This is a genomic window from Sphingomonas jaspsi DSM 18422 (genome assembly GCF_000585415.1).
Classification (GTDB): domain Bacteria; phylum Pseudomonadota; class Alphaproteobacteria; order Sphingomonadales; family Sphingomonadaceae; genus Sphingomicrobium; species Sphingomicrobium jaspsi.
In genome coordinates, this window is sequence record NZ_KK073876.1 from 2,486,851 (window position 1) to 2,500,082 (window position 13,232).

The 13,232-nt window shown below is 63.7% G+C and carries 11 protein-coding genes; 9 read left to right on the forward strand and 2 right to left on the reverse strand.

Going from position 1 to position 13,232, the window contains the following annotated elements; all coding sequences use genetic code 11:
• Positions 1-42 precede the first annotated feature (42 nt).
• The 8 genes from G570_RS12690 to G570_RS12725 all read left to right on the forward strand — a co-directional run bounded on the left by G570_RS12690 (position 43) and on the right by G570_RS12725 (position 9,363).
• Positions 43-2,361, forward strand: a complete 2,319-nt coding sequence (locus tag G570_RS12690) for a transketolase (RefSeq protein WP_037503036.1) — start codon at positions 43-45, stop codon at positions 2,359-2,361.
• Between the two features lie 24 nt (positions 2,362-2,385).
• Positions 2,386-2,643, forward strand: a complete 258-nt coding sequence (locus G570_RS12695; protein WP_037503039.1) for a hypothetical protein — start codon at positions 2,386-2,388, stop codon at positions 2,641-2,643.
• Between the two features lie 31 nt (positions 2,644-2,674).
• Positions 2,675-3,127 carry a MaoC family dehydratase gene (locus G570_RS12700; RefSeq protein ID WP_037503042.1) on the forward strand — a complete coding sequence of 151 codons (453 nt, stop codon included), beginning with the start codon at positions 2,675-2,677 and terminating at the stop codon, positions 3,125-3,127.
• On the forward strand, positions 3,124-3,963 hold the full coding sequence (locus G570_RS12705; protein WP_037503045.1) for an HpcH/HpaI aldolase/citrate lyase family protein: 840 nt from the start codon (positions 3,124-3,126) through the stop codon (positions 3,961-3,963). The genes G570_RS12700 and G570_RS12705 overlap by 4 nt, the downstream gene beginning before the upstream one ends.
• 16 nt (positions 3,964-3,979) lie before the next feature.
• Positions 3,980-5,026 carry an NAD(P)-dependent alcohol dehydrogenase gene (locus G570_RS12710; RefSeq protein ID WP_051504444.1) on the forward strand — a complete coding sequence of 349 codons (1,047 nt, stop codon included), beginning with the start codon at positions 3,980-3,982 and terminating at the stop codon, positions 5,024-5,026.
• Positions 5,023-5,487: a DUF3833 family protein gene (locus G570_RS12715; RefSeq protein ID WP_051504446.1), complete on the forward strand. Its 465-nt coding sequence runs from the start codon at positions 5,023-5,025 to the stop codon at positions 5,485-5,487. Before G570_RS12710 ends, G570_RS12715 begins: the two co-directional genes overlap by 4 nt.
• Positions 5,488-5,544: 57 nt before the next feature.
• Positions 5,545-7,176: an MFS transporter gene (locus G570_RS12720; protein ID WP_037503051.1), complete on the forward strand. Its 1,632-nt coding sequence runs from the start codon at positions 5,545-5,547 to the stop codon at positions 7,174-7,176.
• A 150-nt stretch (positions 7,177-7,326) separates the two neighbouring features.
• The gene (locus G570_RS12725; protein WP_245600305.1) at positions 7,327-9,363 is read left to right on the forward strand and encodes a S9 family peptidase; all 2,037 of its coding nucleotides are present in this window, start codon (positions 7,327-7,329) and stop codon (positions 9,361-9,363) included.
• A 111-nt stretch (positions 9,364-9,474) separates the two neighbouring features.
• Here G570_RS12725 and G570_RS12730 read toward each other — a convergent pair whose 3' ends face one another.
• A complete protein-coding gene (locus G570_RS12730) occupies positions 9,475-10,305 on the reverse strand; it encodes an outer membrane protein (protein ID WP_051504448.1) in 831 nt (276 codons plus the stop codon).
• Positions 10,306-10,558: 253 nt separating this feature from the next.
• Between G570_RS12730 and G570_RS13280 the strand changes: the two genes are divergently transcribed.
• A complete protein-coding gene (locus tag G570_RS13280; RefSeq protein ID WP_084607719.1) occupies positions 10,559-11,869 on the forward strand; it encodes a L,D-transpeptidase family protein in 1,311 nt (436 codons plus the stop codon).
• On the opposite strand, the gene G570_RS12740 is transcribed toward G570_RS13280, so the two are convergent.
• Positions 11,863-13,230, reverse strand: coding sequence for an alpha-amylase family glycosyl hydrolase (locus G570_RS12740; RefSeq protein ID WP_037503055.1), 1,368 nt, complete (start codon positions 13,228-13,230; stop codon positions 11,863-11,865). The two genes, G570_RS13280 and G570_RS12740, sit on opposite strands and share 7 nt — an antisense overlap.
• Positions 13,231-13,232: the final 2 nt, after the last annotated feature.

The window sequence follows — 13,232 nt, forward strand, 5'->3', positions numbered from 1 at the left end:
CTGAGACTTGCGCCCTGACGCCAAGGCGTTAGGGCGACAGGCATGAGCAAGGCCGACATCGCATCGTTGAAGCTGCTGGACGAGCGGCTGCGTTTCCTTTCCGCCTGGACAATCCACCATGCCAACCATGTCCGCGACAGTGCCGACGGGCTGAAGGTCGGCGGGCACCAGGCGAGCTGCGCGTCGATGACCGCAATCATGGCCGCGCTCTATTTTCACGCCCTGGGGCCGAACGACCGGGTCGCGGTGAAGCCGCATGCCGGGCCGGTGCTGCACGCGATCCATTACCTGCTTGGCAGCCAGACGCTGGAGCAGTTGAAGAATTTTCGCGGCTTCGGCGGCATGCAAAGCTACCCCAGCCGCACTAAGGATCGCATCCCGGTCGATTTTTCCACCGGATCGGTCGGTCTCGGCGTCGCGATCACCGCCTTCGCAAGCCTCGTCCAGGACTATCTCACCGCGCACGGCCTGATGGCCGAAGAGGACCGCGGCCGCTTCGTCGCACTGATCGGCGATGCCGAACTCGACGAGGGTAATATCTACGAGGCGATCATTGAGGGCGCCAAGCACGACATCCGCAATTGCTGGTGGATCGTCGACTATAATCGCCAGAGCCTCGACGCGACCACCGAAGAGCGGATGTTCGACCGCTTCGACGATATTTTTGCGACCTGCGGCTGGCGGGTGGTGACGCTGAAGAATGGCGCCTTGCAGCGCGCCGTTTTCGCTCGGCCGGGCGGCAAGGCGATCGAAACGTGGATCGCCCAATGCCCCAACGCCGATTATGCCGCCCTCACCTATCAGGGTGGCGCAGCCTGGCGTGCGCGGCTCAACGCCGATCTCGCCGGCGACAAGGCAGCGCTCAAGATCGTCGCCGATCATGACGACGACGCCCTTGCCCGGCTGATGACCAACCTCGGCGGTCACTGCCTGGAGACGCTAACCGAAGCGTTCGACGCCGCGCAGGACGACGTACCGACCTTCTTCATCGCCTACACGATCAAGGGCTATGGCTTGCCGTTCGCCGGCCACAAGGACAATCACGCCGGCCTGATGAACCCGAGCCAGATGGCCGCCCTGCGCAATTCGATGAACATTGCCGAGGGCGAAGAATGGCAGCCCTTGGCAGGCCTGGGCGGCAATGAACGGCCCGGCGTCGAGCGGCTTGTCGCTTCCAGTCGCATTCTGCGCGAAAAGCGACCACGCAGCTTCGGCAAGATCGAAATCCCGGCGATCCCCGCGCCCGAGGGCGCCGAGCAATCGACCCAGGCCGCGTTCGGCCGCATCCTGCTCGACCTTGCCAAGTCCGGCGCGCCGCTGGCCGACCGCATCGTCACAACGTCGCCGGACGTGACCGTGTCGACTAACCTCGGCGGGTTCGTGAACCAGCGCGGCCTGTTCAAGCGCAGGGCCATGGAAGACGTTTTCGCCAAGGCAAAGATTCCGTCGGCGCAAAAATGGTTCGCCACAAATCAGGGCCAACACATCGAGCTGGGCATCGCCGAATCCAACCTTTTCCTGATGTTGGCGGCGCTCGGCCTCAGCGGCGACCTGTTTGGCGAACGACTGGTGCCGATCGGAACGCTGTACGACCCGTTCATCGCGCGCGGCCTCGATAGCCTCAACTACGCCTGCTACCAGGACGCCCGTTTCCTGCTCGTCGCGACGCCGTCGGGCATTACGCTGGGGCGGGAAGGCGGTGCGCACCAGTCGATCAACCCGCCGCTGATCGCGCTTGGCCAGCCGGGTCTGCGCCACTACGAACCGGCGTTTGCGGACGAGCTGGCCGTGATGATGCAGGAGGCATTCCGCCTGATCGACGCGCCCGATGGCGAGAGCACTTATCTTCGCCTGTCGACCCGCTCGATCCAGCAGGTCGCCCGCGCGGAGGACAGCTGGAAGAATGGCGCGCTCAAGGGCGCCTATTGGCTGAAGCAGCCTACCCCCGGCGCGGAAGCGGCGATCGTCGCGATGGGCGCGTTGATGCCCGAAGCGCTCGCGGCGTGGGAAGAACTCAGTGCCGATATTCCCGGCCTCGGCCTGTTGTCGGTGACCTCCCCCGACCTGCTCCACCGTGGCTGGACCGCCGCTCAGGCCGGCCGCTGGACGGGCAGGTCCGAACCATCACACATCGAAACCTTGCTGTCCGACCTCGCGCCGCGTGCGGGCCTGGTCACGATATGTGACGCCGCGCCGGCATCGCTGAGCTGGCTCGGCGGGGTGCTGGGACAGCGCGTCGCGCCGCTTGGGGTCGAACGCTTCGGCCAGACCGGGAACCTGCCCGATCTCTATGCCGCCTACCGGCTCGACGGGGCAGCGATTACCGAGGCGGCGGCGGAAATCCTGCTCACATCTTCTTAACGCCAGCGGATTACCACCGGAGTCGTGAACCGCTCCGTGCCCGAAATCGAACGCCTGCTCGCCGCCGAGCTTGATCATGCTCGCGACATGCTGGTGATGATGGGCGACGAACTGGCGCTGGACGAAGAGCTGGTCGCCGAGCACGGCCTGGCCATCCAGGCGATCGATATCGTCGGCCAGATGCTGGGACATATCGCAAATGTCGTCCGCGCAGAGGATCGCGACACTGCCGTTGACCGCATCGGCATGTGCGAATTGCGCGCCAAGCTCGGCGGCGCTTGAGGCTCGCCCGCCGCTGGCCTAGAGCGAGCGGATGGCAGGACGTTATTTCGACGAATGGCAGGTGGGCGATCATATCGTTCATGCCATCACCCGCACGGTGACCGAGACCGACAATCTCCTCATCTCCACCCTCACCCACAATCCGCAGCCGCTGCACCTCGACCATGAAGCGGCCAAGGGCACCGAATTCGGCAAGCCGCTGGTCAACAGCTGCTTCACCTTCAGCCTGACGGTGGGCGTGTCGGTCGCCGATACGACGCTCGGCACGCTGGTCGCCAACCTTGGTTATGACGCAGTGAAGTTCCCCAAACCCGTATTCGTCGGCGATACGCTGACCTGTGAAAGCGAAGTCGTGGCCCTGCGTGAAAGCGGCTCGCGGCCCAACGCCGGGATCGTGACTTGGGAGCATCGCGCGAAGAACCAGCGCGGCGAGACGGTCTGCACCTTCACCCGCACCGCCCTCCTCCAGAAGAAGAGCGCATGAGCGAGGTGCCCGCGCCGCGAAGCTGGCTGTTCGTCCCCGCCGACAGTGAAAAGAAGGTCGCCAAGGCCATCGCATCGGAAGCCGACGCGGTCATCTTCGACCTAGAAGACAGCGTCGCGCCCGATCGCAAGAAGGCGGCACGCGAGCTGTTGAAAGAGTTGGGCGCACGCGAAGGCGGGCCCCGCTGGTGGGTCCGCATCAACCCGATCGGCAGCGAGTTTCACAAAGACGACCTCAGCGTCCTCAAGCTTCCCGACATCGAGGGCATCGTTCTTCCCAAGGCGGAAAGCGGTGCCGACGTCATCCACCTGTCGCACTCGACCGGCGGCATACCGATCCACGCCATCGTCACCGAAACCGCCGCCAGCCTATTCGGCCTTTTGAGCTACCGCGACATGAAGTCACCGCTGGTCGCGATGAGCTGGGGCGCGGAAGATTTGTCGGCCGCCCTCGGCGCGTCGAGCAAATATGACGCCGACGGCTCCTTGAGCTTCACTTACCGCATGGCGCGGTCGCTGTGCCTTGCCGGTGCGGTGGCGGCGGGCGTCCAGCCGGTCGATGGCGTCTTTGCCGACTTCCGCGACGAAGCCGGGCTGATCGCCGAAGCGCAGGCCGCCGCGCGCGAAGGCTTCACCGGCAAGCTCGCCATTCACCCGGCGCAGGTCGGGCCGATCAACGCCGCCTTTACGCCGAGCGACGAGGAAGTCGCGCATGCGCAGGCCATCGTCGATGCCTTCGCGGCCGAGCCGTCTGCAGGCGTGCTGTCGGTCGGCGGGAAAATGGTAGATCGGCCGCATCTGATTCAGGCGGAGCGCGTTCTAGCTAGAGCAAGATAAAGCGGAGGAGCATGGGATGAGCACGACGACACAGGCCTGGGGCGTGACCGACAACCAGGCGCCGGTCGCGCCGATGAGCATCGAGCGCCGCGACCTTCGCCCCGAAGACGTCGCGATCAAGATCAGCCACTGCGGCATCTGCCACAGCGATCTCCACTTCGCGCACAACGACTGGGGCATGAGCCTCTACCCGATGGTGCCGGGTCATGAGATCGTCGGCACGGTGACCGCCGTCGGTTCGAGCGTCAGCCGCCACAAGGTCGGCGACCGGGTCGCGGTCGGCTGCCTCGTCGACAGCTGCCTCGAATGCCAGCCCTGCACCCATGGCGACGAGCACTTTTGCGTGAAGATGCCGACCTTCACTTACTCCGCCCCCGAACGGCAGGGCGATGGCATTACCCAAGGCGGCTATTCCGAAGGGATCGTCGTCCGCGAAGAATTCGTCTGCAAGGTGCCTGACGGGCTCGACATGGCCAAGGCCGCGCCGCTGATGTGCGCGGGCATCACCACCTATTCGCCGCTCAAGCAGTGGGGCGTGAAGGCGGGCGACAAGGTTGCCGTCGCTGGCCTTGGCGGGCTCGGCCACATGGCGGTGAAGCTGGCGACTGCGATGGGCGCGGAGGTTACCGTGCTGACTACGTCGCCAAGCAAGGCGGACGCCGCCCGCGCGATCGGGGCTAAGGACGTCCTCGTCTCGACTGACGAAGGCCAGATGCGCTCGGCCGCCGGGCGCTTCTCTCTGATCATCGACACCATCCCGGTGAAGCATGACGTTCAGCCCTACCTCGGCCTTCTCGCCCCTAGGGGCCAGTTGGTCATCGTCGGCCAGATCGGGCCGCTGCCCGAGCTCAACACCTTCGGCATCGTGTTCGGTAACAAGGCGCTGGCGGGATCGCAGATAGGCGGCATCGCGGAAACGCAGGAAATGCTCGATTTTTGCGCCAAGCATGGCGTGACGCCGGAAATCGAGGTCATCACGCCGGACCAGATCAACGATGCTTGGGACAAATTGTCGCGCGGTGACACGCCCCATCGCTTCGTGATCGAAATCGCCGCAGCTTGAGCCTGCTGCTGGCTCTAGCGCTTGCCGCCGCCCCGGCCGCGGCCGGTTTCGATCCGGTTGAATTTTTTCGCGGTCGGACCAAGGGCGATGGCAAGCTGAAGGTGATTTTCCAGGCGACCAAGTCGATCAATGTCGAGAGCGTCGGCACGGCTGGCCCCGACGGGACGCTGGTGTTGAAGCAGATTGTCGCCGAACAGGGCAAGCCGCCGCGCACCCGGTTCTGGCAGCTGCGCAATGAAGGTGCTGGCCGCTATTCGGGGACGCTGACCGACGCGGTGGGCCCGGTCAAAATCGAAACCGTAAAGGGGCGGATCCACATTCGTTACCGTTCGAAGGATCATCTGGATTTCGAACAGTGGCTGACGCCGGCCGGGCCCAAGCAGGTTGAAAATCGGATGCGCGTAAAGCGCTTCGGCGTGACGGTCGCGCACGTATCGGAAACGATCACCAAGCTCGACTGAGCCTTGCGCCGTGCGCGACCCGCGCTACGCTTGCGGCCAAAAAGGGATCAAGAGCGGATGTCCGAACATAAAGACTGGTCGATGGCCCGCGTCATCACGGCGTCGTCGGCCGGCACAGCCTTCGAATGGTATGACTTTTTCATCTTCGGTTCGCTGACGCCGGTCATCGCCAAAGTCTTTCTGGCCGGGCTCGATCCGACCGGGGCGCTGGTCGCGGCATTGGCGCTGTTCGCGGTCGGCTTCGCGTTCCGTCCCCTCGGCGCGATCATTTTCGGCGCGATGGGCGACAGGGTCGGGCGCAAGGCGACCTTCCTTACCACCGTCAGCCTGATGGGCGGAGCGACCTTCGCCATCGGCCTGCTGCCGACCTATGCGCAGGTAGGCGTGCTGGCACCCGTCCTGCTGATCCTTCTCCGCATCGCGCAAGGCGTAGCGCTCGGCGGCGAATATGGCGGGGCGGCCATCTATGTCGCCGAACATGCCACCGACCATAAGCGGGGCGAGGCGACGGGGTGGATCCAGTCGTCGGCGTCGTTCGGGCTGCTGGCCGCGCTGCTGGTCATCTTTGCGACGCGCACCGCGATCGGCACCGAGGCATTCGACGCGTGGGGCTGGCGCATCCCGTTCCTCGTGTCGATCATCCTGCTCGGCATTTCGGTGTGGATGCGACTGAAGCTGAGCGAGAGCCCTCATTTCGCCAAGTTAAAGGAAGAGGGCGCGACCAGCGCGGCGCCCTTGAAGGAAAGCTTCGCCACCCGCGACAGCCTGCGCCGGGTGCTCATCGCCTTCTTCGGGATCATGTGCGCGCAGGGCGCGGTCTGGTACTTCACCTTCTTTTACATGCAGGTGTTCCTCGAAAAATCGCTCGGGCTGCCCGGTGCGACGAAGGACATGCTGCTGATCGCGATGACGCTGGCCAGCGCACCGCTCTACGTCTTCTTCGGCTGGCTCAGCGACCGGATCGGTCGCAAGCCGGTGCTGCTGGGCGGCATGTTGTTGGCGCTGGCGCTCTATTTCCCGGGCTCGCACCTCATCGCCCGCGCCACTAATCCCGCGCTGGTAGCCGCGCAGCAATCGACGCCGGTGGTGATCAGGACCGACCTGTCAACCTGTTCGTCCCAGTTCGATCCGACCGGCACCGCGAAGTTCACCAGCGCCTGCGACCTAGCCAAGGCGCATCTGATCACCCGCGGTGTTGCCTATTCAACCGCAGCGTCAGCCGACGGCGCGACGACCGTGGCGGCCGGTGACAGGTCGGTTCCGGTTGAATCAGGCGAGGGCGTGGCCGACCTCAAGGCGCACAAAGCAGCCATCGCCGAAGCCATCAACGCCGAACTGGCCGGTGCCGGGTATCCGGTTGGGGCCGACCCCAAGACGATCGACTATTCGATGCTGCTCGCCGTGCTGTTTGGCTTCGTGGTGGCGGCGACGGCACTTTACGGGCCGCAGGCAGCCGCTTTGGTCGAGATGTTCCCGACCCGCATCCGCTACACGGCGATGAGCCTGCCTTACCATGTCGGCACGGGCTGGGTGGGCGGCTTCTTGCCCGTGACCAGCTTCGCCATCGTCGCTGCGACCGGCAATATCTATTCCGGGCTTTGGTATGCGGTCGGATTTACGGCGCTGTCGGCGCTCGTCACCCTGCTGTTCGTTCGCGAATCCCACGGCAAGCCTCTCGACCAGGTCTGATTTCGCGCGAAAGGCGTTGCATTCCGCCGCCGTCCGACCCAGCCTCCGTTGCGTTAGTCAAAGGGGGTTGTCATGCGTCACGCATCCTTGCTCGTCTTCGGTCTCTTGTCGTCTGTATCCGTCCGCGCTGCAGATGCCCCAATTCCTCCGGTGGCGGCCAAAAAGCCGCACACAGTAACCGCGCCCCACGGCGCACAGCGACAGGACGAATATTACTGGCTGCGCGACGACACGCGGAAGAATGAGGAGATGCTCGGCTACCTGAAAGCCGAAAACGCCTACACCGACGGGTGGATGGCGCCACTGGCACCGCTCAAGGATCGGCTGCTCAAGGAATATGTCGCTCGCATTAAGCAGGACGACGACAGCGTGCCGGTCCTCGACCGCGGCTATTATTATTACAGCAGATTTTCCAAAGGTGCCGACTACCCGGTCATCGCACGCCGCAAAGGCAGCATGAGGGCGCCTGAACAGGTGCTGTTCGACCAGCCTAAGATGGCCGAGGGAACGACCTACTTCTCGATCGGCGATTATGAGGTGAGCGACGACAATCGCATCGCGGCTTACGCGGAGGACAACGTCGGCCGCCGCCAATATGTCATCCGCTTCAAGGACATCGCAACCGGCAAGTTGCTGAGCGACGAGATCGCCAATGCCGAACCGAATATCGTCTGGCTGGCCGATAATAAGACCGTCTATTACGTCGAAAAGGATCCGGTGACGTTGCTCTCGAAACGGATCAAATCGCATCGGCTGGGGACGCCGGCGAGCGACGACAAGCTGGTCTACGAAGAAAAGGACGACAGCTTCTACATCTCGCTGGTTCGCACCACCGGTCGCAAGTACGTCTGCGTGATGGCCTCGGCGACGGTGATGAGCGAACAGCGCTGCACATCGGCATCGGTACCGAGCGACCTCGTTCCACTGTCGCCGCGCCGCAAAGATCATCTTTATTGGGGCGACGAGGCGGGCGATCGGTGGGTGGTCCGCAGCAACAAGGACAGCGCCAACTACCAGCTATACCGCTTTGCCGTCACCGACCTTGGCAAGGGCGAGGCCGACTGGGCGGCGATGACCCCGGCGTCGAAATCCGACTTCATCGACGATTTCGCAGCCTTCGACGACCATGTCGCGATCGCCGAGCGCAGCGGCGGCAACAAGCGCATCCGGGTCCTGACCGATGCCGGCAAATCCACGGTCATCGGTGCCAGCGAACCGGCCTTCACCATGATGCTGACCGGAAATCGCAGCGAACACAGCGACTGGGTCCGGTACGGCTATGCGTCCCTCGTCCAACCTGCCCAGACCATCGAATATAATGTGCGCACCGGCGCAAAGCGCGTGCTGAAGACGCAGCCGACCCCAGGTTACGACCCCAAGTCCTATGTCAGCGAACGACTTTGGATCGACGCGCGCGACGGGACCAAGGTGCCGGTCAGCCTGGTCTACAAGAAGGGCTTCAAGAAGGACGGCAGCGCCGCCATGCTGCAATATGCCTATGGCAGCTATGGCGCGTCGACCGACCCGGCGTATAGTACGACGGTAACCAGCCTGCTCGACCGGGGCATGGTCTATGCCATCGCCCACATCCGCGGCGGTCAGGACTTGGGTCGCCAATGGTATGACGACGGGCACCTGCAAAAGAAGATCAACAGCTTCACCGATTTCATCGACGTGACCCGTGCCTTGGTATCGCAGGGATACGCCGCCAAGGACCGTGTCGCAGCCATGGGCGGCAGTGCCGGCGGACTGCTGATGGGCGGCGTCACCAACATGGCGCCGCAAGACTATAAGGTCGTCATCAACCTGGTGCCCTTCGTCGACGTGCTGACGACCATGCTCGACCCCAGCATACCGCTCACCACCAACGAATATGACGAATGGGGCAACCCCGAACGCGCCGCCGACTATGCGTGGATGGCCGCTTACAGCCCTTACGACAACATCAAGCGGCAGGCTTATCCCTCGATCTGGGTCGGAACCGGCCTGTGGGACAGCCAGGTGCAATATTACGAACCCACCAAATATGTCGCCCGGTTGCGCGCGACGAAGACCGACAGCAATCCCTTGCTGTTCCGCGTCAACATGGATTCAGGCCATGGCGGCAAGTCCGGCCGGTTCCGTCGCTATGAGGAGCAGGCCGAATATGGCGCCTTCATGCTGAACCAACTCGGCATCAACAAATAGGCAGCGATACGGCGGTCTTTGCGCCGCCGGGCGCCTAATCTGCCAAAAAGAAAACCCCGGGAGTCGCCTTCCCGGGGTTCCTTTTGCTTGGCCTTTCGACCGCGCTGCAGCTTAGCCGCGTTCCGGCTCCGGCGGAGGCGGCGGCGGCGGCGGCGGCGGCGGCGGCGGCGGACACGCGTCGGTCGCCAGGATCACCGAACCGTCCGGGCAGGTCTGCGTAGCAGGCGGCGGCGGCGGCGGCGGCGGCGGCGGCGGCGGCGGAGGCGGCGGCGGCGGCGCGAAGTTGTAGATCAGGCTCGCGAGCAGCGAGTGCGACCGGAACTTGCTGTCCAGGCTTTCGCGCGGACCGATGTCATAGCTGACATTGCCGCGGTTGAAGAGTCGGTACTTCAGTCCGAGATCGACATTGGCGCTGATCGCGCGGCGAACGCCGGCGATAACCTGCCAAGCGAAACCGCTGTCGCTGTCGCTGACCTGGCCGGCAACGGCCGAGTCAATGCGGGTCTTGACGCTGGCGAGGCCGACGCCGCCGCCAACATAACCGCTCCAGCCGTCGTCGTCACCGAAGTCGAGCAGGCCGTTGACCATCGCCGACAGGGCGCGGACGCTGCCGTCAGCCTGTTCGACAACGCCGGCATTGGTGTTGAGGAACGCTGCCGAGAAGGTTGCGTCGTCGAGGCTGGCACGCTTCCAGCCCAGTTCGCCTTCGAGGCGGAAACCGCCGAAGTCGTAACCGGCGAGGACGTCGACGTCGACGCCCGTCGAATAGTTCAGGATCACGGCATCGTCGATCGCAGTGCCGCCACCGATGTTGTAGTCGTGATGGGTGTCTTCGACGATCATGCCGCCGGCTTCAACACCAACATACCACGACTTGTCGCGAGCAGCCGCCGGCGACGCGATCGCCGCCACTGCTGCCGCAGCCAAAAGATAATTGCGCATTCTAATCCCCTTTAAAGACGCGAGGCGTCAGCTTCCTAACACAAGATTTCGCCTTAGGTTGCCTGTTCAGCATAGTGTCAGCGTCACAAATGTAAAAGCGTTGCGCAAATGCAACATTCCGTTTCCGCCCGGGCCAAAGCCAGTTAGGGGGTTGAACGTCCGGTGCGATTGACGCGATATGGGACAGTAGCTTGAAAGGGCGAGAAAAACCGTGAAATCGTCAACCGTTAGTCGCGTAATCCTGGCCGCCGCCATGAGTGCCACTCTGGCCGTGCCCTCCCCTGCTCTTGCGAAAAAGAAAGCGCCGCCGCCACCGCCGCCCGCCCCCGTTTATGTGCCGTCGACGCCGATCGACCGCTTCTATTCGGCGCGCAAGGACGCGATGCTGTGGATGGGCAGCCGCGAGGCGCAAGTCGCTCTAGTCGAGTTGCTGCGTGATTCCCCGATCGACGGTTTCACCCGCGGGCCGCAGCTAGCGACGGAAATCGAGGCCAAGATCGCGGCGGCACAGGGCGGCGATGCCGCAGCAGCCAAGGTCGCCGACCGGGCGATGTCGCAAGCGCTGGTCGACTATGTCCAGTCGCTCTACCAGCCGATCGCCGGCATGGAATATGGCGACAATTGGGTACGCCCGCGCGCTCCCACGGGTGAATCGATCCTCGCCCTCGCCGCTCGTGCGCCGGTTCTCGCCGACCATGTGAAGACGGTATGGAATATCAATCCGATCTACGCCCAGCTCCGTCAGGCGGCGCTGGCCGAGGCGAAGCTGGCTAACGGCGGTCAATCGTCGCTGCTGGCGACCAACCTGTCGCGCGCGCGGTTCAAGTCGCCGTCGGATCGCTACGTCGTCGTCGACATCGTGTCGCAGCGCCTATGGATGTACCAGGCCGGTCAGCCGGTCGGCAGCATGAAGGTCGTCGTCGGCAAGAATGAAATCGACAAGATGACCGGCAAGAACCTGCAGACGCCGATGATCGCCAGCGTGATGTATTACACGGTGCACAACCCCTATTGGCACGTGCCCGATCACCTGGTGAAGAACATCGCCAAGGGTGTCGTCAGCTTCGGCGTCAACGCGATCAAGGGGCGATACGAAGTCGTCAGCGCCTGGGCCAACGACGCCGTTGTGCTCGATCCCAACACGGTCGACTGGAAGGCCGCGGCCGCCGGTCAGATCTTCCCCAAGCTTCGTCAGCGTCCGTCGGGCGACAATTCGATGGGCAAGATGAAATTCCCGTTCGTGAACAGCGAAGGCATCTTCCTGCACGACACCGAGCATAAGGAATATTTCGCCAAGTCCGACCGCTCGCTCAGCAACGGCTGCGTCCGTCTCGAACAGGCGGCGCGTCTCGGCGAATGGCTCAACCAGGGCAAACTGGTGGCGCCGGCGGGCGGAACCGAGGCTGCGGTCCCCTTCCCGCAGGGTGTCCCGGTCTACATCACTTATCTGACTGCGCGTCCCGAAGACGGGAAGATCGCCTATGCCAAGGATATCTACGGCTGGGATCGGGCCCCGCGCCAGGTTGCCGCTGCTGCGGCGGCGACAACCAGCAGCACTCAATAAGTCCGTCTGAACACCCGGGTCGACCAGGGGGCGAGCGTCATGCTCGTCCCCTTTTTGATGTCCAGCGTCGCCCCGTCCCTTTCTGACCAGCTACCGGGTTGCGGCAGTTCACCAAGGGTTACGGTACGCGGCTCTGCGCTGTAGTTCTGGACCACCAGTACCGCGTCGCCATCCTTCGAGCGGACGAAGCTGAAGACCTTCTGCGCATCGCTGTTCTTCACCTGAACCATCCGCGCGCCCCATGGCGCATTGTCGAGCGCATGGTGCCGGTCGCGGAAAGCGATCCAGTCGGCGATCAGCGCGCCGTTGGGGTGCGCCTTCCAGACGATCGGGTCCTTCTCGAAGAACTTCAGCCGCTTGTCGTTCCCGGCCTCCTGCCCGTTGTAGATGAGCGGGACGCCTTCGCTGGTGAACAATAGCGCGAAGGCGTTGGGTAGCGCGGGACCCATCCGTTCGAATTCGGTCCCCGACCAGGCGTTTTCATCATGGTTCGAGGTGAAGATCATGCGCTGCGCGCCGGTCGGCCACGCACTCTCATTCTCGCTGTAGAAGCCATAAAGCGCGCCGGTATCCGCCTCGCCCTTGCCGATCTTCTGCAGCGCTTCGGCCCAGGCCCAGCCGTAGCTTGCGTCGAACGAGGTCATGTGGAGGTCGCGGTGATTGAATTCGCCGAGCATCCAGACGGGCTTGATGCGATTGAGGTCGCGCCGCACCTGGTTCCAGAAGTCGGGCGGGACGTAGCCGGCAACGTCGGCGCGGAAGCCGTCTACGCCGACGTCCCGCACCCAATAGGCCATCGCCCCTGCCATCTCGCGGCGAAGACCCGCCTTCGAATAATCGAGATCGATGATGTCCGACCAGTCCCACCACGGGGTCGACACATGGTCCCCCTTCCAGTCGTGGACGTACCAGTCCGGGTGCTGGGTCACCCACTTATGATCCCAGGCCGTATGATTGGCGACCCAGTCGAGGATTACATGCATTCCTTGGGCATGGGCCGCGTCAACGAAGGCCCTTAGGTCGGCGGTCGTGCCAAGCTCGGGATTGACCGCGCGATAGTCGCGCACGCTGTAGGGACTGCCCATCGTCCCCTTGCGGTTCTTTTCGCCAATCGGGTGGATGGGCATCAGCCACAAAATATCGACCCCCATCGACTTCAGCCGCGGGATTTGCGCGGTCGCGGCCTTCAGCGTGCCGTCCGGCGTGAACTGGCGGGTATTGATCTGGTAGATGACGGCCTGCCGCGACCAGGCCGGATGCTTGATCCCTTCGAAGCTTGCCGGCGCATAGGGGTCGGCGGGCTTCGTATGGGCCGCAACCGGCGCGAACAGCAACGATGCGGCAACGAGGGATCTGAGCATTA

What these genes read in the sequence shown, in the direction of transcription:
- G570_RS12690 (WP_037503036.1), top strand. Translation starts at nt 43, where the DNA reads ATGAGCAAGGCCGACATCGCATCGTTGAAGCTGCTGGACGAGCGGCTG.
- G570_RS12700 (WP_037503042.1), top strand. Translation starts at nt 2,675, where the DNA reads ATGGCAGGACGTTATTTCGACGAATGGCAGGTGGGCGATCATATCGTT.
- G570_RS12705 (WP_037503045.1), top strand. Translation starts at nt 3,124, where the DNA reads ATGAGCGAGGTGCCCGCGCCGCGAAGCTGGCTGTTCGTCCCCGCCGAC.
- G570_RS12710 (WP_051504444.1), top strand. Translation starts at nt 3,980, where the DNA reads ATGAGCACGACGACACAGGCCTGGGGCGTGACCGACAACCAGGCGCCG.
- G570_RS12720 (WP_037503051.1), top strand. Translation starts at nt 5,545, where the DNA reads ATGTCCGAACATAAAGACTGGTCGATGGCCCGCGTCATCACGGCGTCG.
- G570_RS12730 (WP_051504448.1), bottom strand. Translation starts at nt 10,305, where the DNA reads ATGCGCAATTATCTTTTGGCTGCGGCAGCAGTGGCGGCGATCGCGTCG.
- G570_RS13280 (WP_084607719.1), top strand. Translation starts at nt 10,559, where the DNA reads ATGAGTGCCACTCTGGCCGTGCCCTCCCCTGCTCTTGCGAAAAAGAAA.
- G570_RS12740 (WP_037503055.1), bottom strand. Translation starts at nt 13,230, where the DNA reads ATGCTCAGATCCCTCGTTGCCGCATCGTTGCTGTTCGCGCCGGTTGCG.